The sequence below is a fragment of the Pantoea hericii genome (assembly GCF_014155795.1).
GTDB classification, from domain to species: Bacteria; Pseudomonadota; Gammaproteobacteria; order Enterobacterales; family Enterobacteriaceae; genus Pantoea; species Pantoea eucalypti.
Genome location: NZ_SCKV01000002.1, coordinates 670,762 through 695,364, shown reverse-complemented (window position 1 = coordinate 695,364; position 24,603 = coordinate 670,762). Strand labels below are relative to the sequence as shown.

General features: G+C 55.4%; 24 protein-coding genes. 14 read left to right on the top strand and 10 right to left on the bottom strand.

The genetic code is table 11. The annotated features are described in order from the left end of the window. The first annotated feature begins 43 nt into the window (after positions 1 to 43). The 8 genes from H7K52_RS06950 to flhE all read left to right on the top strand — a co-directional run bounded on the left by H7K52_RS06950 (position 44) and on the right by flhE (position 8,617). The gene (locus H7K52_RS06950; RefSeq protein ID WP_003849150.1) at positions 44 to 1,720 is read left to right on the top strand and encodes a methyl-accepting chemotaxis protein; all 1,677 of its coding nucleotides are present in this window, start codon (positions 44 to 46) and stop codon (positions 1,718 to 1,720) included. A gap of 80 nt (positions 1,721 to 1,800) precedes the next feature. Continuing rightward, positions 1,801 to 2,673 carry a protein-glutamate O-methyltransferase CheR gene (gene cheR, locus H7K52_RS06945; RefSeq protein WP_003849153.1) on the top strand — a complete coding sequence of 291 codons (873 nt, stop codon included), beginning with the start codon at positions 1,801 to 1,803 and terminating at the stop codon, positions 2,671 to 2,673. After that, the gene (locus H7K52_RS06940; protein WP_003849155.1) at positions 2,673 to 3,722 is read left to right on the top strand and encodes a protein-glutamate methylesterase/protein-glutamine glutaminase; all 1,050 of its coding nucleotides are present in this window, start codon (positions 2,673 to 2,675) and stop codon (positions 3,720 to 3,722) included. The genes cheR and H7K52_RS06940 overlap by 1 nt, the downstream gene beginning before the upstream one ends. Before the next feature lie 39 nt (positions 3,723 to 3,761). Beyond that, on the top strand, positions 3,762 to 4,151 hold the full coding sequence (gene cheY / locus H7K52_RS06935; protein ID WP_010258559.1) for a chemotaxis response regulator CheY: 390 nt from the start codon (positions 3,762 to 3,764) through the stop codon (positions 4,149 to 4,151). Positions 4,152 to 4,160: 9 nt separating this feature from the next. Then, complete coding sequence (cheZ, locus tag H7K52_RS06930; protein WP_003849160.1) at positions 4,161 to 4,802, top strand: protein phosphatase CheZ; 642 nt, start codon at positions 4,161 to 4,163, stop codon at positions 4,800 to 4,802. Between the two features lie 188 nt (positions 4,803 to 4,990). Next, positions 4,991 to 6,139, top strand: coding sequence for a flagellar biosynthesis protein FlhB (gene flhB, locus H7K52_RS06925; protein ID WP_003849164.1), 1,149 nt, complete (start codon positions 4,991 to 4,993; stop codon positions 6,137 to 6,139). Next, positions 6,132 to 8,225: a flagellar biosynthesis protein FlhA gene (gene flhA, locus H7K52_RS06920; protein ID WP_003849166.1), complete on the top strand. Its 2,094-nt coding sequence runs from the start codon at positions 6,132 to 6,134 to the stop codon at positions 8,223 to 8,225. The genes flhB and flhA overlap by 8 nt, the downstream gene beginning before the upstream one ends. Continuing rightward, positions 8,225 to 8,617, top strand: a complete 393-nt coding sequence (flhE, locus tag H7K52_RS06915) for a flagellar protein FlhE (protein ID WP_105099091.1) — start codon at positions 8,225 to 8,227, stop codon at positions 8,615 to 8,617. The genes flhA and flhE overlap by 1 nt, the downstream gene beginning before the upstream one ends. A 140-nt stretch (positions 8,618 to 8,757) precedes the next feature. Here flhE and H7K52_RS06910 read toward each other — a convergent pair whose 3' ends face one another. The 4 genes from H7K52_RS06910 to H7K52_RS18935 form a co-directional block, all read right to left on the bottom strand. After that, positions 8,758 to 9,756, bottom strand: a complete 999-nt coding sequence (locus H7K52_RS06910) for an aldo/keto reductase (RefSeq protein ID WP_003849169.1) — start codon at positions 9,754 to 9,756, stop codon at positions 8,758 to 8,760. Positions 9,757 to 9,926: 170 nt separating this feature from the next. After that, positions 9,927 to 10,868, bottom strand: coding sequence for a LysR family transcriptional regulator (locus H7K52_RS06905; RefSeq protein ID WP_140033321.1), 942 nt, complete (start codon positions 10,866 to 10,868; stop codon positions 9,927 to 9,929). A gap of 90 nt (positions 10,869 to 10,958) precedes the next feature. Next, entirely contained in the window at positions 10,959 to 12,689 is a 1,731-nt protein-coding gene (gene argS, locus H7K52_RS06900) for an arginine--tRNA ligase (protein WP_182629860.1), read from the bottom strand. 211 nt (positions 12,690 to 12,900) lie between these two features. Continuing rightward, on the bottom strand, positions 12,901 to 13,023 hold the full coding sequence (locus H7K52_RS18935) for a hypothetical protein (protein WP_003849175.1): 123 nt from the start codon (positions 13,021 to 13,023) through the stop codon (positions 12,901 to 12,903). A 284-nt stretch (positions 13,024 to 13,307) separates the two neighbouring features. Between H7K52_RS18935 and H7K52_RS06895 the strand changes: the two genes are divergently transcribed. Then, a complete protein-coding gene (locus H7K52_RS06895; protein ID WP_182629859.1) occupies positions 13,308 to 13,898 on the top strand; it encodes a VOC family protein in 591 nt (196 codons plus the stop codon). Here the strand turns inward: H7K52_RS06895 and H7K52_RS06890 are convergent. Continuing rightward, a complete protein-coding gene (locus tag H7K52_RS06890) occupies positions 13,895 to 15,040 on the bottom strand; it encodes a MalY/PatB family protein (RefSeq protein ID WP_003849179.1) in 1,146 nt (381 codons plus the stop codon). The genes H7K52_RS06895 and H7K52_RS06890 overlap by 4 nt on opposite strands. A gap of 85 nt (positions 15,041 to 15,125) precedes the next feature. On the opposite strand from H7K52_RS06890, the gene cutC reads away from it, so the two are divergent. Together cutC and H7K52_RS06880 are read left to right on the top strand one after the other, a co-directional pair. After that, on the top strand, positions 15,126 to 15,878 hold the full coding sequence (gene cutC, locus H7K52_RS06885) for a copper homeostasis protein CutC (protein ID WP_003849180.1): 753 nt from the start codon (positions 15,126 to 15,128) through the stop codon (positions 15,876 to 15,878). Between the two features lie 290 nt (positions 15,879 to 16,168). Then, complete coding sequence (locus H7K52_RS06880; RefSeq protein ID WP_105099095.1) at positions 16,169 to 17,014, top strand: hypothetical protein; 846 nt, start codon at positions 16,169 to 16,171, stop codon at positions 17,012 to 17,014. 30 nt (positions 17,015 to 17,044) lie between these two features. On the opposite strand, the gene H7K52_RS06875 is transcribed toward H7K52_RS06880, so the two are convergent. Continuing rightward, positions 17,045 to 18,142, bottom strand: coding sequence for a glycerol dehydrogenase (locus H7K52_RS06875; RefSeq protein ID WP_182629858.1), 1,098 nt, complete (start codon positions 18,140 to 18,142; stop codon positions 17,045 to 17,047). A 137-nt stretch (positions 18,143 to 18,279) separates the two neighbouring features. On the opposite strand from H7K52_RS06875, the gene H7K52_RS06870 reads away from it, so the two are divergent. Beyond that, entirely contained in the window at positions 18,280 to 18,903 is a 624-nt protein-coding gene (locus tag H7K52_RS06870) for a LysE family translocator (RefSeq protein WP_003849184.1), read from the top strand. A gap of 3 nt (positions 18,904 to 18,906) precedes the next feature. Here the strand turns inward: H7K52_RS06870 and cmoB are convergent, their stop codons facing one another. From cmoB to H7K52_RS06850, 4 genes are all read right to left on the bottom strand, one after another. After that, positions 18,907 to 19,875, bottom strand: a complete 969-nt coding sequence (gene cmoB, locus H7K52_RS06865) for a tRNA 5-methoxyuridine(34)/uridine 5-oxyacetic acid(34) synthase CmoB (protein WP_039660042.1) — start codon at positions 19,873 to 19,875, stop codon at positions 18,907 to 18,909. Beyond that, the gene (gene cmoA, locus H7K52_RS06860; protein WP_003849187.1) at positions 19,872 to 20,600 is read right to left on the bottom strand and encodes a carboxy-S-adenosyl-L-methionine synthase CmoA; all 729 of its coding nucleotides are present in this window, start codon (positions 20,598 to 20,600) and stop codon (positions 19,872 to 19,874) included. Before cmoA ends, cmoB begins: the two co-directional genes overlap by 4 nt. A gap of 81 nt (positions 20,601 to 20,681) precedes the next feature. Continuing rightward, on the bottom strand, positions 20,682 to 21,077 hold the full coding sequence (locus tag H7K52_RS06855) for an MAPEG family protein (RefSeq protein WP_003849188.1): 396 nt from the start codon (positions 21,075 to 21,077) through the stop codon (positions 20,682 to 20,684). A 69-nt stretch (positions 21,078 to 21,146) separates the two neighbouring features. After that, positions 21,147 to 21,968 carry a DUF72 domain-containing protein gene (locus H7K52_RS06850; RefSeq protein WP_003849190.1) on the bottom strand — a complete coding sequence of 274 codons (822 nt, stop codon included), beginning with the start codon at positions 21,966 to 21,968 and terminating at the stop codon, positions 21,147 to 21,149. 211 nt (positions 21,969 to 22,179) lie between these two features. Between H7K52_RS06850 and aspS the strand changes: the two genes are divergently transcribed. After that, positions 22,180 to 23,958: an aspartate--tRNA ligase gene (aspS, locus tag H7K52_RS06845; protein WP_003849194.1), complete on the top strand. Its 1,779-nt coding sequence runs from the start codon at positions 22,180 to 22,182 to the stop codon at positions 23,956 to 23,958. Continuing rightward, a complete protein-coding gene (gene nudB / locus H7K52_RS06840; RefSeq protein ID WP_003849197.1) occupies positions 23,958 to 24,389 on the top strand; it encodes a dihydroneopterin triphosphate diphosphatase in 432 nt (143 codons plus the stop codon). The genes aspS and nudB overlap by 1 nt, the downstream gene beginning before the upstream one ends. The last annotated feature ends 214 nt before the right edge of the window (positions 24,390 to 24,603 follow it).

The window sequence follows — 24,603 nt, the reverse complement described above, 5'->3', positions numbered from 1 at the left end:
TCCGCCGATAAATAAACACGAATCGCCAACCAATGAGGTGTGTATGTTTAGTCGTGTACGAGTCGTTTCCGGCCTGCTGTGTGTGCTGGCGCTGTTTGCGCTGCTGCAGCTTTTTTCCGGCGGAATGTTTTTCAAAACTGTCAGCTCAGATAAAGAGAATTTTGCTTACAACCAGCGTCTGAATACGTTGCAACAGGCGATGGGCACCTCATGGGTTTCGCTTGTTCAGGCGCGAAACACCCTTAACCGCGCCGGTATCCGTTTTTTGCAGGATGCACAGATGTCGGGGTCGGGAGCCAGCGTGAAAGAGCTGGTCGCCCTGGCGGGCGAGGAGCTGAAACAGGCCGAAACCAGCTATCAGATTTTCAACGATAACCTGTCAGAAAAGGGCAAAACAGCTGAAAACGTCCTGACGTTACAGGCGAACTATAAGGCCTATCATGATGCCCTGGCAGAACTGATGGTCTTCTTCACGACCGGTAACTTCAAAGGTTTTGTCGATCAGCCTACGCAAAGTTTCCAGGACAAGTTCCAGAAAGATTACAGCGCCTGGCTTGAGCACAACAAAGAGCTTGCAGAGGAGGGTGTAAAAACAAACCAGCAGGCTTACAGCCGCTCTATCACCATTGTCATTGCCACGCTGGCTGTGACATTGCTGATGATTGTTCTGGTGTGGAACGTGATGCGTTCAGTGCTGATCCGTCCATTGCGTCAGAGCATTGAGCACATCCAGCACATTGCACGTGGTGATCTGACCCAGCCGGTTGAGATTAACGTACGAAATGAAATCGGCGAATTGCTGACTTCACTGCAGCACATGCAGCAGGAGCTGGTGCGTACCGTTCGCACTGTCCGTGATGGCTCCGACGCCATCTATACCGGCGCCAGCGAAATTTCCATCGGCAATAACGATCTCTCTTCGCGAACGGAACAGCAGGCCGCCTCGCTGGAGCAGACTGCAGCCAGCATGGAGCAGCTCACCGCAACCGTGAAACAGAATGCTGAAAACGCCCGTCAGGCGTCGAAGCTGGCGCTGACTGCCTCAGAAACCGCGCAGCAGGGCGGCAAAGTGGTGGATGGCGTGGTCACCACCATGAAAGAGATTGCGGGCAGCTCTAAGAAGATTGCCGATATCACCAGCGTGATTGATGGCATTGCTTTCCAGACCAACATCCTGGCGCTGAATGCCGCGGTTGAAGCCGCGCGTGCCGGAGAACAGGGTCGTGGTTTTGCGGTAGTGGCGGGTGAAGTCCGCAGCCTGGCACAGCGCAGCGCCCAGGCCGCCAAAGAGATTAAAGGGCTGATTGAAGATTCCGTTAGCCGCGTTAATACCGGCTCAGTGCTGGTAGAGAGTGCCGGTGACACCATGAGCAACATCGTCAGCGCGGTTACCCGCGTCACCGACATCATGGGTGAGATCGCCTCCGCGTCAGACGAGCAGAGCCGTGGCATTGACCAGGTGGGCCTTGCGGTGACCGAGATGGATCGCGTTACACAGCAGAACGCCTCACTGGTTGAAGAGTCAGCCGCCGCCGCTGCAGCGCTCGAAGATCAGGCAAGTCACTTAAAACAAGCGGTTTCAGTGTTCAATATTGGTAAAGAATTTGTCGCTCAGGCCGTTAACAAGACAACGGCGATGAAAACTCTCCAGTTAGATGCACCGTTAGCCGTTGGTCGTTCGTCTGCGTCACGCAGCGACGACAACTGGGAAACCTTTTAAACGCCCGTGGTCCGTTCGCTGTTATAGCGCCGGGCATCGCAGCAGACAGTTAATGTATAAAGTTCGGGCCAGGTGCAGAGATGAAAAAATCGACGATTTTAGATCAAAATGAGACGACAACACTGCTGTCGCAAATGGTGCAGCGTTTGCCGCTCTCCGATACGCATTTTCGCCGTATCAGCCAGCTGATCTATCAGCGTGCCGGCATCGTATTGGCCGACCACAAGCGTGAGATGGTTTACAACCGTCTGGTTCGTCGTCTGCGTACGCTGAATATCGACGATTTTGGTCGCTACCTGGCGCTGCTGGAGTCCGATCCAAACAGTGCCGAGTGGCAGGCTTTTATCAATGCGCTGACGACCAACCTGACCGCGTTCTTCCGCGAAGCGCATCACTTCCCGATTCTGGCGGAGCATGCACGTAAGCGACAGGGCAACTTCAGCGTCTGGAGTACCGCAGCGTCAACGGGTGAAGAGCCTTATTCGATCGCCATGACGCTGGCGGAAACGCTGGGCACAGGACCTGGCAAGTTCCAGGTTCATGCCAGCGATATCGATACTCAGGTACTGGAAAAGGCGGTGGCAGGGGTTTACCGCCAGGAAGAGCTGCGCACGCTGTCACCGGCGCAAATGCAGCGTTTCTTCCTGCGCGGAACCGGTCCGCATGCCGGTATGGTGCGGGCGCGTCCCGAGCTGACCAATATGGTCACTTACGCGCAGCTTAACCTGCTGGCGAATGACTGGGCGCTGCCGGGTCAGTTCGACGCTATTTTCTGTCGCAATGTGATGATCTATTTCGATAAAGAGACGCAGGAGAAGATTCTGCGTCGGTTTGTCCCACTGCTAAAACCGGGCGGAATCCTTTTCGCCGGACACTCAGAAAACTTCAGTCAGATCAGTAAAGAGTTCTGGCTGCGTGGGCAAACCGTCTATGGACTGACGAAGGAAAGATGATGAGCAAAATCACCGTGATGTGCGTAGATGACTCTGCGCTGATGCGGCAGTTGATGACAGAGATCATCAACAGCCATCCGGATATGGAGATGGTCGCTACGGCGCCCGATCCGCTGGTCGCCCGCGATTTGATCAAGCAGTTCAATCCGCAGGTGCTGACACTGGATGTGGAAATGCCGCGCATGGATGGCCTCGATTTCCTGGAAAAACTGATGCGGTTACGGCCAATGCCGGTGGTGATGGTTTCATCGCTGACCGGAAAAGGCTCCGAAATTACGCTGAGGGCGCTGGAGCTGGGCGCGGTGGATTTCGTGACCAAGCCGCAGCTCGGCATCCGCGAAGGGATGCTGGCGTACAGCCAGATGATTGGCGACAAAATTCGTGCGGCTTCCCGTGCGCGCCTGCACAACCGCACAGCGATGCCGGTGCCGGCAACACTGAAAGCGGGTCCGCTGCTGAGTAGTGAGAAGCTGATTGCGATTGGCTCCTCAACCGGCGGAACTGAGGCGATTCGCCATGTGCTGCAGCCGTTACCGGCAACCAGCCCGGCACTGCTGATTACCCAGCATATGCCGCCAGGCTTTACCCGCTCCTTTGCCGAGCGTCTGAACAAGCTGTGTCAGATCACGGTAAAAGAAGCCGAAGATGGTGAACGTATTTTGCCAGGCCACGCCTATATCGCTCCAGGCGCAATGCACATGGAGCTGGGCCGAAGTGGTGCCAACTATGTGGTGAAACTGAATGAAGGGCCCCCGGTAAACCGGCACAAACCCTCTGTGGATGTGCTGTTCAAATCGGTGGCGATTAACGCCGGACGAAATGCGGTGGGGGTCATCCTCACCGGAATGGGCAACGATGGTGCGGCCGGGATGCTGGAAATGCACCGGGCAGGCGCCTGGACCATCGCCCAGAACGAAGCCAGCTGTGTGGTATTTGGCATGCCGCGTGAGGCTATTGCCACGGGCGGCGTGAGCGAAGTCGTAGATTTAAGCAACATCAGCCAGCACATGCTGGCGAAAATTAGCGCCGGACAGGCATTGCGTATTTAACAGGCCCGTCCCGCCGGGCGAGACAACTCAGGAGTAGATATGGCAGATAAAAACATGCGCTTTTTGGTAGTAGACGACTTCAATACGATGCGTCGTATTGTGCGTAACCTGCTGAAAGAGCTTGGCTTCAATAATGTTGAAGAAGCGGAAGATGGTGTGGATGCCCTCGGCAAACTGAAAGCGGGTGGTTTCGACTTCGTGATTTCCGACTGGAACATGCCAAACATGGATGGCCTGCAGCTGCTGCAGACCATTCGTGCTGACGCGGCAATGAGTTCGCTGCCGGTGTTGATGGTCACTGCGGAAGCCAAGAAAGAGAACATTATCGCCGCCGCCCAGGCGGGTGCCAGTGGATATGTAGTGAAACCTTTCACTGCGGCAACCCTGGAAGAAAAGCTGGGTAAAATTTTCGAAAAACTGGGCATGTAAGGGGATGTGATGAGCGACTTTCCGAAACCAACTGAGGATGCCGCGGCACACGACATCATTTCACGTATTGGCTCTCTGACGCGCATGCTGCGCGACAGTCTGCGCGAGCTGGGGCTGGATAAAGCCATTGCCGATGCGGCTGAAGCCATTCCTGATGCCCGCGATCGTCTGGATTATGTTGTGCAGATGACGGCGCAGGCCGCTGACCGTGCGTTGAACTGTGTTGAAGCAGCACAACCTCATCAGGATAAAATGGAAGCCGGGGCAACCCAGCTGAAAGGACGTTGGGATGAGTGGTTTGAGAACCCAATTGAACTGGGTGATGCGCGGGAGTTGGTGACGGATACGCGCGCATTCCTCACCGCCGTGCCAGAGCATACCGCCTTTACCAACAAGCAGTTGCTTGAAATCATGATGGCGCAGGATTTCCAGGACCTTACCGGTCAGGTGATCAAGCGTATGATGGATGTGATTCAGGAAATTGAGCGCCAGCTGTTAATGGTGCTGCTGGAAAACATGCCAGAAGTCAGTGCTGAAAAGCGTCAGGAAGGCACCAGCCTGCTGAACGGACCGCAGATTCACGCTGATGCTCCAGGCGTGGTGGCGAACCAGGATCAGGTTGATGACCTGCTGGACAGCTTAGGGTTTTAAGCGTCGTTCGCCCGCGTGCGGGCGAAACAGCGGCATATTATATTAAACAGGGTCACCTTCCGGTGGCCCCGTTCTGCATTGTCAGATCCATCCCCGAAAGAACGCCTGTTTTTCCCATCTTATCTCCGCTTTGACTTAAGCCAGATTTGGCATCCTATGCTCAGAATTCCTGCCAACCGAGGTTTGTCGTGTCTGATAGCGACGAGGACAAAACAGAATCGCCCACGGCCCACCGACTTGAGAAAGCGCGTGAAGAGGGCCAGATTCCGCGTTCGCGCGAACTGACATCCGTACTGATGCTGCTGGCCGGCATCATGATCCTGTGGATGGGCGGCAACATGATGGCGCACCGGCTGGCGGCGATGGTCGCTACCGGGCTTCGTTTTGACCACGGCATGGTCAGAGATGACAAAATTATCGTCAGCCACATTGGCAGCCTGATCACGCAGGCACTGATGGCGCTGCTGCCGCTGATGGGCGGTCTGGTGCTGGTGGCGATTGCCGCCCCTATGCTGCTGGGCGGTATCGTTTTCAGCGGTAAATCGATCAAGTTTGATCCGAAAAAGATGAACCCGATTGCCGGCTTTAAGCGAATGTTCGCCGCTCAGGCCTGGACCGAACTGTTTAAAGGGATCCTCAAGACTATCCTGGTTGGCGCAGTGGGCTGGTGGTACATCTGGAGTCACTGGCCTGAGATGCTGCGGCTGATCAGCGAAGCACCGGTGACCGCGCTCATCCACGGCATGGAGATGATTGCGGTCTGCTGCTCGCTGGTGATGCTGGGGCTGATACCGATGGTGGGCTATGACGTTTTCTGGCAGCTCTACAGCCACTTTAAAAAGCTGAAGATGTCGATGCAGGAGATTCGCGACGAGCATAAGCAGCAGGAAGGCGACCCGCATGTTAAAGGACGCATCCGTCAGCAGATGCGCGCCGCTGCACGACGCAGAATGATGGCAGATGTGCCAAAAGCCGATGTCATCGTTACCAACCCGACGCACTACTCCGTCGCCCTGCAGTACAACGAGAAAAAGATGAGTGCGCCAAAAGTTGTCGCGAAAGGGGCCGGCGAGATCGCCCTGAGAATTCGTGAACTGGCTGCTGAACACCGCATCCCGGTTCTGGAAGCACCGCCGCTGGCGCGTGCGTTATATCGTCATACCGAAATTGGTCAGCACATCCCTGGCGCGCTGTATGCTGCCGTGGCCGAGGTGCTGGCGTGGGTCTGGCAGTCGCGTCGCTGGAAGCGCGAAGGCGGCCTGATTCCAACCAAACCAAAAGACCTGCCGGTTCCGGCAGAGATGGACTTTGCAGGAGAGAGCAAAAACGATGGCTAATAACCTGGCCGTAAAGCTACGTCTACCGGGCTTTAAAGATATGCAGTGGCAGGTACTGGCCGGGCCGGTACTGATCCTGATGATCCTGTCGATGATGGTTCTGCCATTGCCGCCGTTTATCCTCGATCTGCTGTTCACCTTTAACATTGCGCTGTCGATCATGGTCCTGCTGGTGGCGATGTTCACCCAGCGGACCCTGGAATTTGCGGCGTTCCCGACCATTCTGCTCTTCTCAACATTGTTGCGTCTGGCGCTGAACGTTGCGTCAACCCGTATCATCCTGATGGAAGGGCACACTGGTGCCGCTGCGGCCGGACAGGTGGTTGAAGCGTTCGGTCACTTCCTGGTGGGCGGTAACTTCGCCATCGGTATCGTGGTGTTTATCATCCTCGTGATCATCAACTTTATGGTTATCACCAAGGGTGCCGGTCGTATCGCGGAAGTGGGTGCGCGCTTTGTGCTGGACGGCATGCCCGGTAAGCAGATGGCAATCGATGCCGACCTCAACGCCGGTCTGATCGGTGAAGATGATGCCAAACGCCGCCGTGCAGAAGTGACCCAGGAAGCCGACTTCTACGGTTCGATGGACGGTGCGAGTAAGTTCGTTCGTGGTGATGCCATCGCCGGTATCATGATCATGGTCATCAACGTCATCGGCGGCCTGCTGGTGGGCGTGGTGCAGCACGGTATGGATGCGGGTCATGCCGCAGAGACCTATACGCTGCTGACCATCGGTGATGGACTGGTCGCGCAGATCCCGGCGCTGGTTATCTCCACTGCTGCCGGTGTTATCGTGACGCGCGTTGCCACCGATCAGGATGTCGGTGAGCAGATGGTCACTCAGCTGTTCAAAGATCCCCGCGTACTGATGCTCAGCGCCGGGGTGATTGGCTTACTGGGTCTGGTGCCTGGCATGCCTAACTTTGTTTTCCTGCTGTTCACCGCCGCCTTACTGGGTCTGGCCTGGTGGTTGCGTGGTCGCGAAGCACAGCCGAAGAAGAAAGTGGATGTTGCAGGCAGCATCAGCAACAAACCAGCCGACACGCCAGCCGCCACCGAAGCGTCCTGGACCGATGTGCAGCTGGAAGATACCCTGGGCATGGAAGTGGGCTATCGCCTGATTCCGATGGTCGATCATCAGCAAAACGGTGAACTGCTGGGACGTATCCGCAGTATTCGTAAGAAGGTTGCTCAGGATGTTGGTTTCCTGCCGCCGGTGGTGCATATCCGTGACAACATGGAGCTGCCGCCTGCGCGCTATCGCATCCTGATGAAAGGGGTAGAGATTGGTAGCGGTGATGCCTATCCTGGCCGCTGGATGGCGATTAACCCGGGGACGGCTGCCGGAAGTCTGCCTGGTGAAGCGACCGTCGATCCCGCCTTTGGTCTGGCAGCGGTCTGGATTGATAGCGCACTCAAAGAGCAGGCGCAGATTCAGGGCTTTACTGTCGTCGAGGCCAGTACCGTCGTAGCAACTCATCTTAACCATCTGATCGGCCAGTTCGCCAGCGAACTGTTTGGCCGTCAGGAAGCGCAGCAACTGCTGGATCGCGTAACCCAGGAGATGCCGAAACTGACCGAAGATCTGGTGCCAGGCGTGATTTCACTCACCACGCTGCACAAGGTGCTGCAGAACCTGCTGGTGGAGCGGGTGTCGATTCGCGATATGCGCACCATCATCGAAACGCTGGCGGAACACGCGCCGGTGCAGAGCGATCCCCAGGAGCTGACCAGCGTGGTCCGTGTGGCGCTGGGCCGTGCGATTACGCAACAGTGGTTCCCGGGTAATGACGAAGTGCAGGTTATCGGGCTCGATTCAACGCTGGAGCGTCTGCTGTTGCAGGCGTTGCAGGGTGGTGGCGGACTGGAGCCGGGTCTGGCCGATCGGCTGTTGAGTCAGGCACAGGCCGCATTGCAGCGCCAGGAGATGCTGGGAGCACCGCCGGTGCTGCTGGTCAATCATCCACTGCGTGCGCTGCTGGCGCGATTCCTGCGCCGCAATCTGCCACAGCTGGTGGTGCTCTCAAACCTGGAGCTGAGCGATAACCGTCAGATCCGTATGACTGCCACCATTGGAGGCAAATAATGCGCAGACTGATCATGGCATTGTTAATGATGCCACTGATGGCTCAGGCGGCTGGAGGGGCCTGGAGTGCCTCGGCTAACGGGCCGCTACTGGCGAACCGTGGCAGCTGGCAACGGGCGCAGCCGCTGACGCCACCCGCCGGCGTTGGTGGGGAAGTCAGCATCATTAACTGGCGTTATGAGCTGAGCAGGCCGGCGCCCTCTGGCCTGGAAGTGCGGCTGTGCGGCGAACAGCGTTGCACGTCGCTTGAAGGTGCCAGCGGCACCACGCGCGGGCTGGCGCATCTGAATGCCGGTGAGACATTGCACATGGTGTTTGGTTTTGCGGGCAGTGGGGCGCTTCCACCCGGATTACGGGTGGTCAGCAGTGAAGTGATGGTCAATTACGAATAATGTATCAGCAACGTTGATGCCTGCGCGGGACACGCCGATGCACATCAGATATGTGCATCGGCTGTTACGTCGTTTACAGAGCAACAATTAACGCACTGACTCTCAGCCGATACATCAGGCACCGACGCAAAGGTCAGAATTCAGGCATTAACGCCTTTCATTCCCTCTTCCGAGTAACGCCCCCCTTTAACTTCTATTTGCCGGTGAAGTGCATTCAGCAACAGGAGATCGTTCTCTTCCAGCTGAATATCCGCGGCCTGCGCGTTTTCATTAAGATATGCGATCTGCCTGGTGCCCGGTATCGGCACAATTCTTTCATACTGGGCCAGGAGCCAGGCCAGCGCAATCTGCCCGGTGGTGGCGTGATATTTCTCCGCCAGCGGCGTAATCGCATTTACCAGCTGCAGGTTGTGATCGATATTCTCCTGCTGGAAACGCGCGTTATTTTTGCGGAAATCATCCCCGGCAAAATCACTGTTCTGGCGGTATTTACCGGTCAGAAAACCTCTGCCCAGCGGGGAATAGGGCACCAGACCGATACCGAGCTGTTTCACCGCTGGCAGGATGTCTTCTTCAATGTCACGCGTCCACAGAGAATATTCCGTCTGCAGCGCGGCCAGCGGATGGACGGCGTGCGCCCGATTGAGCGTGGCAGCAGACGCTTCACACAATCCAATACGGGCAATTTTCCCCTCTTTTACCAGACGGCTCAGACACTGCATGCTCTCCTCAATCGGTGTTGCCGCGCTGATACGATGCAGATAAAAGAGATCGATACGCTCGACGCCCAATCGTTTCAGGGAGGCATGGCAGCTGCGGGTAATGTAGTCCGGCTTATTGTTAATGGTACGGGCATAAGCCTCATCTGCCGGACGCTCGATACCACATTTGGTGGCGACGGTGAACGTCAGGCGTTCAGCCTTGCTCATCCCGGCAAGAAACTCACCGATCAGCTGCTCATTGTGGCCACGTCCGTAAAGATCGGCGGTATCAATGAAGGTGATATCCAGGTCGCGCAGCTGGCTAAGCAGCTGGAGAGACTGGCGGTCGTCGGAGTGACCGTAAAATTCGCTCAGCCCCATTGCGCCATAGCCTATGGCGCTGACATCCAGACCCTGACTTAAGGTTCGCTTTTTCATTGTTTCTCCTCGAGAGTGAAAGGCGATTGTTTCACCCCGCGTGAAGGCAATGAATTGCTCTTTTCGTCATGCAAAAAAGGTATCAGGAAAGGTAAGACCGGGGACAACACAGGAGCGGGCGGAACCGCGCATCATCAGCCACAGGCAGCGCGACGTAAGAGGGCGGCGACTCAGTCCGATGAATGCGGGTGAGCGTCGTGATCAGCCGACTGTGAAAGCACGCTCAGCGCATTCAGCACTGCCGCATTTTTTTCATTGGCGCGAATGGCCGCATAAACATCAATCGTCAATTGCCGCGCCGCGCTTTCAGTCAGCGGGCGATAACAGAGTCCTGTCTGGTTAAAGGTACATTTTGACTGCGGCATCAGGGCGAATCCTTTGCCTCTGGCAATGTGCGACAGCATCAGCAGAGAATCATCCGGCTCTCTTATTCGTTTTAACGTGACGTTGAGCGTCGCAAAGTAGCGTTCGCATTTATCGTAAAACTGCGGATTGGCACTGCGCGCAAACCAGAACAGCGGCAGGTCGGCCAGCGCCTCCAGTGCGACCTTTTCTCCTGCCAGACTGGCAGGGTGCGTTGACGGCATAGCGAGCAGCAACGGTTCACGGTAAACCCAGGTGTACTGAACCAGGGTTTCCGCTTCAGGACCTTTTTCGCCAGTGAGAATTAAATCCAGGCTGTTTTTGGCCAGGCTTTGCAGCAGTTGAGCGGAGGTCAGGCTGGGCATCTCCATTTCATCGCTGGCATGGAAACTGGCGAGCTGCCGGTTAAGCGGTGCCATTAATTCAAAGTTGAGCGTGCGGGTCAGTCCGATACGTGGTCGCACAGCAGCAGGCTGCTTTAGGCTATTCAGCGCGGTAAGAATCGCTTCTGCTTTTGCAACCAGCGCACGGCCAGCATCGGTGAGCATCACCTCATGAGTCGTTCGGCTGAACAGCGGCTGACCGAGCAGATCTTCCAGGCTTTGAACCTGACGGGTGAGCGGCGGCTGCGTCATGCTGAGGCGTTCTGCGGCCCGGCGAAAATTTAGCTCGTGCGCAACAGCCAGAAAGCACTGCAATTGCTTTATGGTGGGAAGATGACTGCTGATAAGGTGCGCGGCGACAGACATAACACCATCCTGCTGCGGAAATTTGGGGGGCGTTCAGAGCGGATAACTGGGAACAGCAACGGAGAGGGAAATCCCTCTCCGTTTTACAGGTTACATGCGCTCGACGGTGTCGATACCCAGAGTATCCAGACCCTGCTTCAGCGTCTTCGCCGTCAGCGCGGCCAGCTGCAGACGGCTCAGGCGCGTTGCGTCTGATTCTGCGCTGAGAATCGGGCAGTGCTCGTAGAAGCCGGAGAACAGACCGGCCAGATCGTAGAGATAGGCACACATCACATGTGGCGTGCCGTCGCGAGCGACCTGAGTAATGACCTCTTCGAACTGTAGCAAACGCGTGGCCAGCTGTGCTTCGCGCTCTTCACTGATCACAATCTCTGCATCCAGCGAATCGGCATTAATGCCCGCTTTACGGAACACGGAAAGCACACGGGTATAGGCATACTGCATGTAAGGCGCGGTATTGCCTTCAAACGCCAGCATGTTATCCCAGTCGAAGATGTAGTCGGTGGTGCGGCTTTTTGACAGATCAGCATATTTGACAGCACTGATCCCCACCACTTCCGCCAGGGTTTTCACTTCCGCTTCGCTCATCTCCGGGTTCTTCTCACGCACCAGCGAGTAGGCACGCTGATAGGCTTCATCCAGCAGATCAGAGAGTTTAATAGTACCGCCGCTACGTGTTTTAAATGGTCGTCCATCTTTGCCCAGCATCATGCCGAATGCATGGTGCTCCAGCGGCACAGACTCCGGCACATAACCCGCTTTACGGACAATCGTCCATGCCTGCACCAGATGCTGATGCTGACGTGAATCGATGTAATAGAGTACGCGATCGGCTTTCAGCGTTTCATAACGATATTTCGCACAGGCGATGTCCGTGGTGGTGTAGAGGTAGCCACCATCCTTTTTCTGGATGATGACGCCCATCGGCTCACCCTCTTTGTTCTGGAATTCATCCAGGAACACCACGGTTGCGCCTTCGCTCTCGACCGCTAAGCCTTTCTGTTTCAGGTCGGAAACAATGCCGGGCAGCATGTCGTTATAAAGACTTTCACCCATGACATCGTTGCGCGTCAGCGTCACGTTCATGCGGTCGTAGATTTTCTGGTTCTGACTCATGGTGATGTCGACCAGCTTCTTCCACATCTGGCGGCAATATTCATCGCCACCCTGAAGTTTCACGACATAGCTGCGCGCACGCTCGGCAAACTCAGGATCTTCATCATAAGTGCGTTTTGCTTCACGGTAGAAGCCTTCGAGGTCGGCCAGCGCCATCTCTGCGTGATCTTCATTCTGCTGCTTTTCAAGGAACGCGATCAACATGCCGAACTGCGTACCCCAGTCGCCAACGTGGTTAGCGCGGATAACGTTATGGCCGAGAAACTCCAGCGTACGCACCGCCGCATCACCAATGATGGTGGAGCGGACGTGACCGACGTGCATCTCTTTTGCAACATTAGGGGCGGAATAGTCGACCACGATGATCTGCGGCTCAGCCAGCTGCACGCCAAGACGCGGCAGGCTAAGTGCCTGACGGGCGTGTGTTGCCAGCCAGTTGTGGTCAAGGAAAATATTAATGAAACCCGGCCCGGCAATTTCAACCTTGCTGGCGATGCCGGTCAGGTCGAGGTGCTGAATCACCGCTTCCGCTAATTGTCGCGGTGCCTGTCCCAGCTTTTTCGCCACGGCCATAATGCCGTTGGCCTGATAGTCTCCAAACTGAACCCGTGCAGACTGACGAACCTGTGGTTCGCAATCGGCGGGTGCGCCGGCTAAAACCATTGCCTGACTGACTTTTGCGGAAAGAAGTGCCTGAATATTCACCGAGTTACCTTCATAAGCTGAACAACGCCCTGGACTGCTAAACCGGGCTGTCATCATCTTGCCTGAGCACATCGCGTTACGGCGGGGCAGAAACGGATGGGGCAGACAAAATGGAAAAAAATGAGGGGAAAAGTATACGTGAAATGTGGATGGGCGTCAGCAGTTGGATGAAGCGGGGAAACAGAGCTGAAGAAGATGTTTCCCGGAGGCGTTAACGACGTCGCAGATGACGACGTGGGTTCTTTACGCTTTTATCTTCAAGCACCTTCCAGTGGCGCGCAATTGCGAATCCCATCAGTGCGATCAGTACAGCGACAACGATGAGCATAGACATATAGCCATTCCTTTTGTTTGTGTTAGGTCAAATTTATAGGAAGGCAGAGAATGCTGCAATTGTTTATCAGTCAATTGAGACTTATCTTATTGTATTAAAGAAGTTGATTATAATCATATAGTTAACTCAATTTCATCAAGGAACTTATGGCCCTAAACAGGAGATAAATCCGAAATGAAAGATGTTATTATGAGGTTTTGCGTTAAATTTCAGTCCAAATAAGATGAATCTTATCATTATGTGACGTCAGGCACGCGGCGCTCCATAAACGAGACTGTTTATAAATGCTAAACAAATTGAGAGGATTTACGGTGTCAGAGCGATCTTTTCCGACAGAATTGGACGATTTAAGGACAGATTTAAGGCGTTTTGAAAAATCGTTGCAAAGTTTTGCGCAGCAACTTGGTTTGCGCCTTAACGATCTTGAAGTGGACCATATTTCGGTGCGTTGTCATCAGGACACGACGGCGATCCGCTGGCAGCAAGGCCTGCAGCAGATGGGTACGCAGTTTTCCGCGACGATGATTAACGGACGGCAGATTTGCCTGTTTAAACTACATGATCCACTGGTTGTGGCGGGCAGAGAGATCGATGTGGTTGAGCTGCCGTGGCCGGGTGAGAAGCGTTATCGCCATGAAGGCTGGGAGCACATTGAAGTGGTGTTACGTGGCGATCATCGAACGCTGGGCATGCGCGCGATGGCATTATTGTCTGATGAGGCACTGACGCAGCCCGGCATTTCCTTTAAAACCAGCTCACCGCAGGGCGAGAATGAGCGTCTGCCTAATCCGACCCTGGCGGTGACGGACGGGCAGACAACCATCAAGTTTCATCCGTGGCGACTGGAGGAAATTGTCGCCAGTGAGCAGCACTAAATGCGGGCAGCCACGGCGCGTTTCAGTCGGGCAACCGCCTCGTCCAGTAGCGCTCGGGTACAGCCGAAATTGAGCCGGACAAACTGGTCGTTGCCGAACTCACGTCCGGCGGTTAAGCCCAGTCCGTGCTTCTCAAAATAGAGGGCAGGACTGGCCACACCCAGCGCGCTGGCATCAATCCAGGCCAGGTAGGTTGCTTCCGGCGTGGCAACTGACAGACCGGGCATTTTATTGACCTGAGATACCAGCCAGTCCCGGTTACTGCGCAGGTAAGCATTCTGTGCCTTCAGCCAGGGCTCACCTTCGCGCCAGGCTGCTGCTGCTGCGGTGATGGCCAGAATATCTACATCCGGCACAATGCCGCGTCGCACCCGGTTAAAGCGCGCGCGCAGTTCAGCATTCGGTATGATGGCGATGGACGCACCCAGACCGGCGATATTGAAACTCTTGGAGGGCGACATCAGCGTGACACTTCGCTGGGCCGCATCCTCACTTAGCGAAGCAAACGGAATGTGCTGCACGCCCGGTTCCAGTAGCAAATCGCTGTGGATCTCGTCGGAACAGACAATCAGATTGTGTTTCCGGGCGAATTCCAGCTGCGCCTGTAGTTCGTCCTGGCGATAGACCGTGCCGCCCGGATTCTGCGGGTTACACAGCATTAACAGCCGTTCTTTACCCCCAGTCTGTTCTTCGGCTGCATCCAGATCCAGCAGCCAGCGCCCCTGTTGCAACGTGACAGGCACATTGATCTGACCTCGCTCTGCCAGTTTTGCCGCCCCGCGAAACGGTGGATAGATCGGCGTGGGAGAAATCGTCAGCTCGTCCGACGCAGTGAAGGCACGCACGGCGAGATTCAGTCCACTCACCACGCCGGGTAAAACCACAATCCATTCCGGATTGACGTGCCACTGATAGCGTGAGGCGAGCCACGCAACTGCGCTGTCGAGAAACGCTACCGGCGTATCGCCATAGCCGAAAATGCCATGCCCGGCGCGGGTTTTGATCGCATCGATAACGCAGTCAGGCGATCGGAAATCGGTATCTGCCACCCACAACGGCAGAATGTCCTGGTCCGCATATTTGTTCCATTTAAGGCTATCGCTGTGACGACGGTCTATCCGTTGGTCGAAATTGAATGCCATAGTTAACTTTCCCGGTAAACTCATATCAGCAGCCAGACTAACTGATGAATCTGCCTTGAACCAGAGTCATGTAAAGGAGAAGAGAATGACCACACTGGAAATTTGCTGCTATGGCGTGGATTGCGCCGTGACCGCACAACAGGCGGGCGCCGATCGGGTTGAACTTTGTGCCGCACCGCGTGAGGGTGGTCTGACCCCATCGGCAGGAATGCTGAATGCCGCCCGGCGCGAGGTTTCAATCCCGGTTCATCCTATTGTCCGGCCACGGGGTGGTGACTTTTGTTATACCGCGCGCGAGTTTGAAGCGATGAAATCGGATGTGGCGTTGATACGCGAACTGGGTTTTCCGGGGCTGGTCATTGGGATGCTTGATGAGGACGCGCATATCCATCATGGTCAGATGCGGCAGATTATGGCGCTGTGTGACGGCCTGTCAGTGACGTTCCATCGCGCCTTCGATCTGTGCCACAGCCCTAAGCGAGCGCTGGAAGAATTAACAGATTTGGGGGTGGCGCGCATTCTGACATCCGGTCAGCAACACAGTGCTGAAAACGGAATTGCACTCCTCAGGGAACTAAATGAGGCCAGCACCGGTCCTATTATTATGGCGGGTGCCGGGGTTCGTCTCAGCAACCTGCAAAAGTTTCTCGACATGGGGATTGATGAAGTTCACAGCTCGGCAAGTCGCCTGATGGTGTCGCCGATGCGCTACCGCAAAGCGGGGGTCTCCATGTGTTCTGAAGCCGAAAGCGATGAGTTCAGCCGCTACTGTGTAGACGGCGATGTCGTTGAGGCGATGAAAAGTGTGATGCAGATGAGCACCGTTCGGGTCGCCTGAATCACAACAGATTTTGCCGCGCAGCACGCCGATTCTTGACGTGGTGTTTGCAAGTACCAAACCCCAGTATTCTTGCTGGGGTTCTTTTTGTCTGAAGCCCTCTCAAGTGCAGTGACCTTATTCCGGGGTTCTCTGGCATTGTCATGATGTGAGGGGGAGATGATATCTGACGTTTGTGCCTTTTCACCTCTCTCATCATTTAAAGCACTGCAGGCCGGAATCGTCAAAGATTGGCGCTGTTTATCACCACAGCGTTTACACTGAAAGCAACGTCGCCTGGAAATTACCCTATGAAACGCAATCAGATTCTTGTTTTAAGCCTGATGCTGACTGCCTGGACTGAAAGCGCAGCGGCCAGCGCCTGCAGCCCGAATAATGCGGCCGTTGCAAACAGCAATAACCTTATTCTGCTGGGGGGAAACGCGAAAGGCGCTGTGAAGCAGGTGATTGCGGGCGAGTTTGGCAAAGATGTGAACTCGCAAAAGCGGGTGCTGGGGCAATTTGACGCCTGCGGCGATCTGACCGTCGCCGACGTCAGCTACGATAAAAGCGAACGTAATGTGATTCTCAGCATGGAGCAACATATCGCCAGAGTGCAGGGCGGCTGGGTGGCGGAATACGCCTATCTGGTCAAAGTGCTGAAAGAAGGTAAGGAAGTCGTCGTGGATAATCGACAGGGAACGATTAACTGGCAGAAAGGCCGGCATGGCACGATTACCAGCGCCTCTGATAGATTTACCAGCATGGGGAAAAGCGGCTTTACCGACATCACCTATCGCTATGATCCCCAGCTACGGCTGGAGAAGAGCGTGGCGCGCGGTAGCGATCCGCTGACCAACGGTGAATTTCACTATCACTGGAACCCAAAAGGTCTGGTCACGCGCACCACATCTGCAAGAGGCACCGACGAATACACCTATGATCCTCAATGGCGTGAAGTACGACTTAACGGCACCGAGACCACACCGCTCAGCACCATCCGGTCGGTTGATGAGTGCCAGTCATGGGATGAGGTCGGCAACTGTACACTCAGCTATCTGCATGAGACCGAGATCTTTACGCGTGGCACTATCGAGCGCCACCTCAGTTCGGCTTACAAATATGAGTACTGGAACCAGCCTGCGGCAGAAGAGTAACAGGCGATCGGGTGATCGCCCGCTCCTGACCTATTTTACGGTCTGACTAAAGGCATCCAGTGCCAGCAGGGCATTTGCGATATCTTCGGGTGACAGGTGTGGGTTGAGGTTTTTCAGCGTATCTCCCTCACTGTTTGCCAGCGCCCCCACTTTCACCAGATTCTCCCAGTTTTCATTTTCCAGATGCAGCTCCCGGAGTGTGGTTGGCATATTGATTGAGCGATAAAAGCGTATATAGCGCGCAATATCCTCATCCGTACGCTTCTCAAGCACCATCTGCGTCAGCGTGCCATAGGCAACTTTCTCGCCATGAGTCAGATGGTGGATATCGCCATCGATGGCGGTAAAACCATTATGAATCGCGTGAGCGGCTGCCAGACCACCGTTCTCAAACCCCAGTCCCGAGAGCAGCGTATTGGCCTCAACGACCGCTTCCACCGCTGGCGTTACCCGTTTTTCGGAAACGGCAACATAGGCGCTGTAACCCCATGTAAGAAGCGTTTCTTCACAGGCTCGGGCAATGGCCAGCCCGGCAAGTGTCGGATCACCGTTAACCATTGATTTCGCATGCGAACGTGCCACGGCCTGCGCTTCAACCCAGGTCGCCAGTCCATCTGCAATGCCTGATGCAAATAGCCGTGCTGGCGCACTGGCGCAGACTGCCGTGTCCACGAGCACCAAATCTGGATTTTTGCTGTAAAAGCGATAGCTCTCGAATACACCGCTGTCAGAATAGATGACCGACAGGGCGCTACAGGGCGCATCGGTGGACGCAATGGTTGGCACGATAGCCACCGGCAGTTTAAGTTCATCCGCCACCGCTTTAACCGTATCCAGCGTTTTTCCCCCGCCCAGGCCGACAATCACATTACAGCCCTGACTTTTTGCGAGCGCACTGAGTCGGGAAATCTCATTACTGGAGGCTTCGCCATTGAATTGCTGCCAGCTGAATGTCACGCCAGCGGAATGCAGGGCGTGTTGCGTCCGTTCGCCAATCAACGTCCAGACCGTGTTGTCAGCCACCAGAAAAGCCTGATCGCCCAGTTCAGTCAGATACGTTCCCAGCTCGTCCAGCACTCCTGCGCCCTGTACATATTTACGGGGTGAGGAAAAAATAAATTTACTCATAATCAAAACTCCCTGATATGAATGAATCAACCTGATCCAGTCTGGCACAATCCGGGAAGAGTGACAGTTGATGAAGGATTGCGGTCACCGGAGCTGTTAAGCTGCGTGAACACCCAGGAGATAACGGAGAAATCATGATGAGCGCAATGCTCTTTTCATTTCTGCTTGCGATAACCATTCTGACGCTCACACCCGGATTTGACACCGCACTGGTGCTGCGAACCGCTATCGCGCAGGGCTGGCAGCGCGCCTGCGCCACCGCGCTCGGCGTGACGCTGGGCTGTCTGATCTGGGGAGTGGCGGTAGGCCTGGGGCTGGGTGCGCTATTGCTGGCCTCTGAAATTGCATACAACCTGCTGAAGTGGATGGGGGCGGCCTGGCTGCTCTGGCTCGGTATCAGGCTACTGCTTAAACCGCGTCAGCAACCGCTCATCGTGGACGAACAGCCTGCCAGGTCGCAGGGTTATCTGGCCTGCTTCAGTCGGGGGTTGATGGGGAATCTGCTGAATCCAAAAGTGGGCGTGTTTTACGTCACCTTCCTGCCACAGTTTATTCCGGCCGGGGCGTCCGTGGCGCTCTGGTGTACGCTGATGGCGCTGGCACACATGCTGCTGGGGCTGATATGGAATGCCGTGTTAATCGGCGGCAGTCACTATTTTGCGGGTCATCTGCAAAAACCGCGGGTATTAAAGGTGATGGATCGCCTGACCGGCTGCGTGTTTATTGGATTTGCGGCGAAACTGGCGTTGTCTCGCCGCTGAGATTTAAGGTTTGGTGGCGACCAGCACGGCGCGCAGCGGAGCCGGATAGCCCTCAACCGTTTTGCTCGGATCATCGGGATCGAGGAATTCCGCCAGCGACTCGCTGGTCATCCAGTCTGTCCGACGTTGTTCTTCGGTGGTGGTCAGGGCGAAATCGACAATCCGTACATCGACAAAGCCGCTTTTCTCCAGCCAGCTTTTCAGCGCCTCGGCGGAGGGGATAAAGAAGACGTTGCGCATCTGCGCATAGCGCTCACCGGGCACCAGCACCTGATTCACATCGCCCTCAATGACCAGCGTCTCCAGCACCAGTTCACCGCCGCTCACCAGCTGATTTTTCAGCTGTAACAGGTGATCCAGCGGGGAACGGCGATGGTAGAGCACACCCATCGAAAATACGGTATCAAATGCCTGTAACGCCGGTAACTGTTCAATACCCAGCGGCAGCATGTGCGCCCGGCGATCATCGTTGAGCAGCTTACGCACGGCTTCAAACTGCACCAGGAAGAGCTGCATCGGATCAATGCCGACCACCAGATGCGCACCCGCACCAATCATTCGCCACATGTGATAACCGCTGCCACAGCCAATATCCAGCACCGTCCGGCCCGCCAGCGAGGATATATGCGGCAGGACACGCTCCCATTTCCAGTCAGAACGCCACTCAGTGTTGATATGGGTGCCATAGAGGAAATAGGGCCCTTTGCGCCATGGCATCAGGTTACGCAGTAATTTCTCAATGCCCTGACGATGACGATCGCTGATGTCATCGCGGTCGGCGGTGACGCTATGCAGCAGGTCGAGCTTTTGCGGCTCCAGCAGCGGCAGATACTCCAGCGACTTGTACCAGTCACGGAAGTGCCCATGCAGGTTTTCACGCTGCCACTCGCTGATTTGCGCCGGTAAAACTTCCAGCCACTTCGCCAGTGGACCTACGGCAATTTGCTGATAAAAACGGCCAAAGTCGATCATTTCAACGCCACCAGAGATCCAAAATTAAAGCACTGGAACCAGAGTTCGGCGTGCGAGAAACCGGCCTGTTTCAGGCGGGCTTTATGGGCTTCGACGCTGTCAGTCAGCATCACATTTTCCAGCATGCTACGTTTCTGGCTGATTTCCAGTTCGCTGTAGCCGTTGGCGCGCTTGAAGTCATGGTGCATGTTGAACAACAGTTCACCGACTTCGGCATCTTCAAAACTGAATTTCTCCGACAGCACCAGCGCGCCACCGGGTTTAAGTCCCTGCCAGATTTTTTCCAGCAGAGCCAGACGTGCGGGTGGCTCCAGAAACTGCAGCGTAAAGTTAAGCACCACCAGCGAGGCGTTTTCTATGTCAATATCACGGATATCCGCTTCCAGCACCGTCACCGGCGTATCAGCGCGAAACGCATCCAGATGACGACGGCAACGCTCCACCATCGCCGGGGAGTTATCCACTGCGATGATCTGGCAACCCGGGACATGAATATTGCGGCGCACCGAGAGGGTGGCGGCGCCCAGCGAGCAGCCCAGGTCATAAACCGTGCTGTCGGGCGTAACAAAACGTTCTGCCAGCATGCCAATCATCGAAATGATGTTGGAGTAGCCCGGCACCGAGCGCTGAATCATGTCTGGAAAGACTTCAGCTACGCGCTCGTCAAAAGTCCAGTCGCCCAGTTTTGCAATGGGCGCTGAGAAGAGTTGATCGCGGTCAGACATATCGAAAATCCGAAGAGACGACGGAAAGGGCGCTATTCTCGCAGAAAGTGGGGCGGCCTGCACCCCTTAACCCAGGGCGACTTAATGGAGTGTCAGCACCAGTTCCCACGGCAGATAAATAAGATTAAAAATGACCATGCCGCACAGGGAAAACAGCGTCAGCAGCATGCCATATTTACGGCCAGCCATGGCGCTGCTGCGTAAACCCCAGGCATGGAGTAACCGGCTGATGAAAAAGAGCAGGCCAGTGAGATGCACCATCCAGATATCGGCGCCATTCATCTCCATCATCACCAGCAGCAACAGCGCCAGCGGGATAGTTTCGATGGCATTGCCGTGAATGCGAATCGCCATTTTCAGGTCGTGATAGCCGCCATCGCCATACGCCACGCGATAGAAACGGCGGTAACGCACCACGTCCATTGTAAATTTCATTACCAGCAATGCACCCAGTACGACGTATAACGCGCTAATCATTGTCACTCCGGTATCCATCCGTAAAGTAGCTATTCTATCCAGCGTACAGCACGCTGTCCTGTGCAGTGATCAAAACAGTGATGTCTGTTGCGGCCAGTCGGGTCCATTGCCAATAGCCGGATCGATCTGCTGCAGCTGCGGCCATAGCGCCTGCACCAGCGGAAACACCTGACCCATATCGGGCGTATGCAGAAACAACATGGCGTCGCCCTGTTGCTGCCATTGCGAGAGCTTGTCACGCCAGATCTGAAATAGCGGCACGGTCTCTTCCACACTGTCGCTGCCGATAAAACGGACCATTGGCTGCGAGCCGGTTCGTAAGGCATGAGGCGGCACTTTAGGCTTCTGAGCACGGGCCACCAGCGCTGCCGGGCTTTGCGAGGTGGAGGCGTGAACCGGGCGGCTGTCCAGCATGACGCGATTGATGCCGCGCTCAAGCAATCCGCGATTCAGCGCCCGCTCTGCGTCACCTTTGGCAAAGAAAGCGGGATGGCGGACTTCGACGCCGTAGTGAAAACGACGCGGCAAACTATCCAGAAAGCGCCACAGATCGGCGATCTGCGCCGGAGAGAAGCTGGCAGGCAGCTGCAGCCAGTACTGACCGATGCGATCGGCCAGCGGCTCCATCAGGCGCAGGAAATCGGTCAGCAGGTCGTCACTGTGCTGTAGCGCCGCCTGATGGCTGATGGTGTTGGGAAACTTAAAGCAGAAGCGAAACGCATCATGCGTCATATCGCGCCAGCGCATCACCGTTTCGGTATCAGGCAGCGCATAAAGCGTGGTGTTTCCCTCTACACAATGGAAGTATCGGGCATAGTCCGCCAGGCTCGTGATACCCCAGCGTTTCCAGTGTGAATGCCCCCACTGGGGCAGGCCAATACGAAGTGTCACGCGCGCTCCTGGCGATGGGTTAAGATGCCCCATTATCTTCTATGTTCGGTCAGGTGGGCAAATGCACACAGGAAATCGGTGCTTTGGCGTGGATCTGCTTATCCTGCCTGGCTTTTTCCATTATAATGACCGCCATTTTTGCGACAGCATCGCAACAGGTAACGCGGCCGGATGCTGTCAGCTGCAGCGGCGAAGTTAAAAGGATAGTGTTATGCGTACAGAATATTGCGGACAGCTCAATCTGTCTCATGTAGGTCAGCAAGTCACGCTTTGCGGCTGGGTAAACCGCCGTCGCGATCTGGGCAGTTTGATTTTTATCGACATGCGCGACCGTGAAGGCATCGTGCAGGTGTTTTTCGATCCCGATCGTCAGGACGCATTTAAGCTGGCTTCTGAACTGCGTAACGAATTCTGCATCCAGATCACCGGCACCGTGCGTGCGCGTGATGAGAAGAATAAAAACAGCGACATGGCGACCGGCGAAGTCGAAGTGTTTGCCCAGGCGCTGACCATCATCAACCGCTCTGAGCCACTGCCGCTGGACTCTAATCAGACCAACAGCGAAGAAGCGCGCCTGAAATACCGCTATCTGGATCTGCGTCGTCCTGAGATGGTGACGCGTCTGAAAACCCGCGCAAAAATCACCAGCTTTGTCCGTCGCTTTATGGATGACGAAGGGTTCCTGGATATCGAAACCCCGATGCTGACCAAAGCGACGCCAGAAGGCGCGCGTGACTATCTGGTGCCTAGCCGGGTTCATAAAGGCAAGTTCTACGCGCTGCCGCAGTCACCGCAGCTGTTCAAACAGCTGCTGATGATGTCGGGTTTTGACCGCTACTATCAGATCGTTAAATGCTTCCGTGATGAAGATTTACGCGCCGATCGTCAGCCCGAATTTACCCAGATCGACGTTGAAACCTCCTTTATGACCGCGCCGCAGGTGCGTGAAATCATGGAGCGTTTAATCCGCAATCTGTGGCAGGACGTGCAGGGCGTTGATCTCGGCGAGTTCCCGCAGATGACCTTTGCGGAAGCGATGCATCGTTACGGTTCTGATAAGCCGGATCTGCGTAACCCGATGGAGCTGGTGGACGTAGGTGACCTGCTGAAAAATGTGGAGTTCCAGGTCTTCTCTGGCCCGGCTAACGATGAAAAAGGCCGTGTTGCGGCACTGCGTGTGCCAACTGGTGCGCAGCTGAGCCGTAAGCAGATTGATGAATATGGCAAGTTCGTAGAAATTTACGGCGCGAAAGGCCTGGCGTGGATGAAAGTTAACGTCCGCGCGGACGGCCTGGAGGGCGTGCAGAGTCCGGTTGCCAAGTTCCTGAATGCAGAGATCGTCGAAAGCATTCTGAGCCGCACCGGCGCGCAGGATGGCGACATCATCTTCTTTGGTGCCGATCGCGCCAAGGTGGTCGCGGATGCACTGGGTGCGTTGCGCCTGAAAGTGGGTCGCGAGCTGAACATCACCGATGAAAAAGCCTGGGCACCGCTGTGGGTGATCGACTTCCCGATGTTCGAAGAGGACGAGGAAGGCGGTCTGGCTGCGATGCACCATCCGTTCACTGCACCAAAAGAGATGAGCGCAGAAGAGCTGGCTGCGGATCCAACCCGTGCCGTGGCGAATGCCTACGACATGGTGATCAACGGTTATGAAGTGGGCGGCGGTTCAGTGCGTATCCACAACGGCAAAATGCAGCAGACGGTGTTCAGCATTCTGGGTATTGAAGAGCACGAGCAGCGCGAGAAGTTTGGCTTCCTGCTGGATGCGCTTAAATTCGGTACACCACCGCATGCGGGCCTGGCGTTTGGTCTGGATCGCCTGACCATGCTGCTGACCGGCACCGACAACATTCGTGACGTTATTGCGTTCCCGAAAACCACGGCGGCAGCCTGCATGATGACCGAAGCGCCAAGCGAAGCGAACCCGGCTTCTCTGCTGGAACTGGGCATTCAGGTCATTAAAAAAGAAAAGCCTGAGATTAAATAATGGGCTATAAACACCCGGTTTCAGTGCTGGTGGTTATTTCGGCGCGCGATACTGGCCGGGTGTTGATGCTGCAGCGGCGTGACGATCCCTCATTCTGGCAGTCGGTTACCGGCAGCCTGGAAACGGGGGAGTCACCGCTGGCGACCGCGTGTCGTGAAGTGAATGAGGAGGTCGGCATTGACGTGCTGACTGAGCAGCTGGAGGTGGAGGATTGTCATCGTCAAATCGACTTTGAAATCTTTCCCCATTTCCGCCATCGCTATGCGCCTGATGTCACCCATAATCACGAGCACTGGTTTCGCCTGCAACTGCCGGAAGAGCGCGATGTGACGCTCACGGAGCATCTGGCGTTTCGCTGGCTGGCACCTGCTGACGCTGCAGCATTAACCCGATCATGGAGTAACCGCCAGGCAATTGAAGAATTTATCTGAATGCTCGCCATCGCCCGGTATTCCGGCGGCGGATAGATTAAATTTTATGAATCTGGTGAGTTTTAACAGGACTTCACCAATATATTGAACAGCCAGGCATCATCTACGCTGCGACGTTGTTTACCACCCGCGTGAAGTCATCAGCATACTGTTGTACGTGATGATCATGCGCGATGCTCGCCCAAAGCGGGTACACGGGTTTTTAAAAACGGTG

What these genes read in the sequence shown, in the direction of transcription:
- H7K52_RS06950 (WP_003849150.1), top strand. Translation starts at nt 44, where the DNA reads ATGTTTAGTCGTGTACGAGTCGTTTCCGGCCTGCTGTGTGTGCTGGCG.
- cheR (WP_003849153.1), top strand. Translation starts at nt 1,801, where the DNA reads ATGAAAAAATCGACGATTTTAGATCAAAATGAGACGACAACACTGCTG.
- H7K52_RS06940 (WP_003849155.1), top strand. Translation starts at nt 2,673, where the DNA reads ATGAGCAAAATCACCGTGATGTGCGTAGATGACTCTGCGCTGATGCGG.
- cheY (WP_010258559.1), top strand. Translation starts at nt 3,762, where the DNA reads ATGGCAGATAAAAACATGCGCTTTTTGGTAGTAGACGACTTCAATACG.
- cheZ (WP_003849160.1), top strand. Translation starts at nt 4,161, where the DNA reads ATGAGCGACTTTCCGAAACCAACTGAGGATGCCGCGGCACACGACATC.
- flhA (WP_003849166.1), top strand. Translation starts at nt 6,132, where the DNA reads ATGGCTAATAACCTGGCCGTAAAGCTACGTCTACCGGGCTTTAAAGAT.
- flhE (WP_105099091.1), top strand. Translation starts at nt 8,225, where the DNA reads ATGCGCAGACTGATCATGGCATTGTTAATGATGCCACTGATGGCTCAG.
- H7K52_RS06910 (WP_003849169.1), bottom strand. Translation starts at nt 9,756, where the DNA reads ATGAAAAAGCGAACCTTAAGTCAGGGTCTGGATGTCAGCGCCATAGGC.
- H7K52_RS06905 (WP_140033321.1), bottom strand. Translation starts at nt 10,868, where the DNA reads ATGTCTGTCGCCGCGCACCTTATCAGCAGTCATCTTCCCACCATAAAG.
- H7K52_RS18935 (WP_003849175.1), bottom strand. Translation starts at nt 13,023, where the DNA reads ATGTCTATGCTCATCGTTGTCGCTGTACTGATCGCACTGATGGGATTC.
- H7K52_RS06895 (WP_182629859.1), top strand. Translation starts at nt 13,308, where the DNA reads ATGCTAAACAAATTGAGAGGATTTACGGTGTCAGAGCGATCTTTTCCG.
- H7K52_RS06890 (WP_003849179.1), bottom strand. Translation starts at nt 15,040, where the DNA reads ATGGCATTCAATTTCGACCAACGGATAGACCGTCGTCACAGCGATAGC.
- cutC (WP_003849180.1), top strand. Translation starts at nt 15,126, where the DNA reads ATGACCACACTGGAAATTTGCTGCTATGGCGTGGATTGCGCCGTGACC.
- H7K52_RS06880 (WP_105099095.1), top strand. Translation starts at nt 16,169, where the DNA reads ATGAAACGCAATCAGATTCTTGTTTTAAGCCTGATGCTGACTGCCTGG.
- H7K52_RS06875 (WP_182629858.1), bottom strand. Translation starts at nt 18,142, where the DNA reads ATGAGTAAATTTATTTTTTCCTCACCCCGTAAATATGTACAGGGCGCA.
- H7K52_RS06870 (WP_003849184.1), top strand. Translation starts at nt 18,280, where the DNA reads ATGAGCGCAATGCTCTTTTCATTTCTGCTTGCGATAACCATTCTGACG.
- cmoB (WP_039660042.1), bottom strand. Translation starts at nt 19,875, where the DNA reads ATGATCGACTTTGGCCGTTTTTATCAGCAAATTGCCGTAGGTCCACTG.
- cmoA (WP_003849187.1), bottom strand. Translation starts at nt 20,600, where the DNA reads ATGTCTGACCGCGATCAACTCTTCTCAGCGCCCATTGCAAAACTGGGC.
- H7K52_RS06855 (WP_003849188.1), bottom strand. Translation starts at nt 21,077, where the DNA reads ATGATTAGCGCGTTATACGTCGTACTGGGTGCATTGCTGGTAATGAAA.
- aspS (WP_003849194.1), top strand. Translation starts at nt 22,180, where the DNA reads ATGCGTACAGAATATTGCGGACAGCTCAATCTGTCTCATGTAGGTCAG.
- nudB (WP_003849197.1), top strand. Translation starts at nt 23,958, where the DNA reads ATGGGCTATAAACACCCGGTTTCAGTGCTGGTGGTTATTTCGGCGCGC.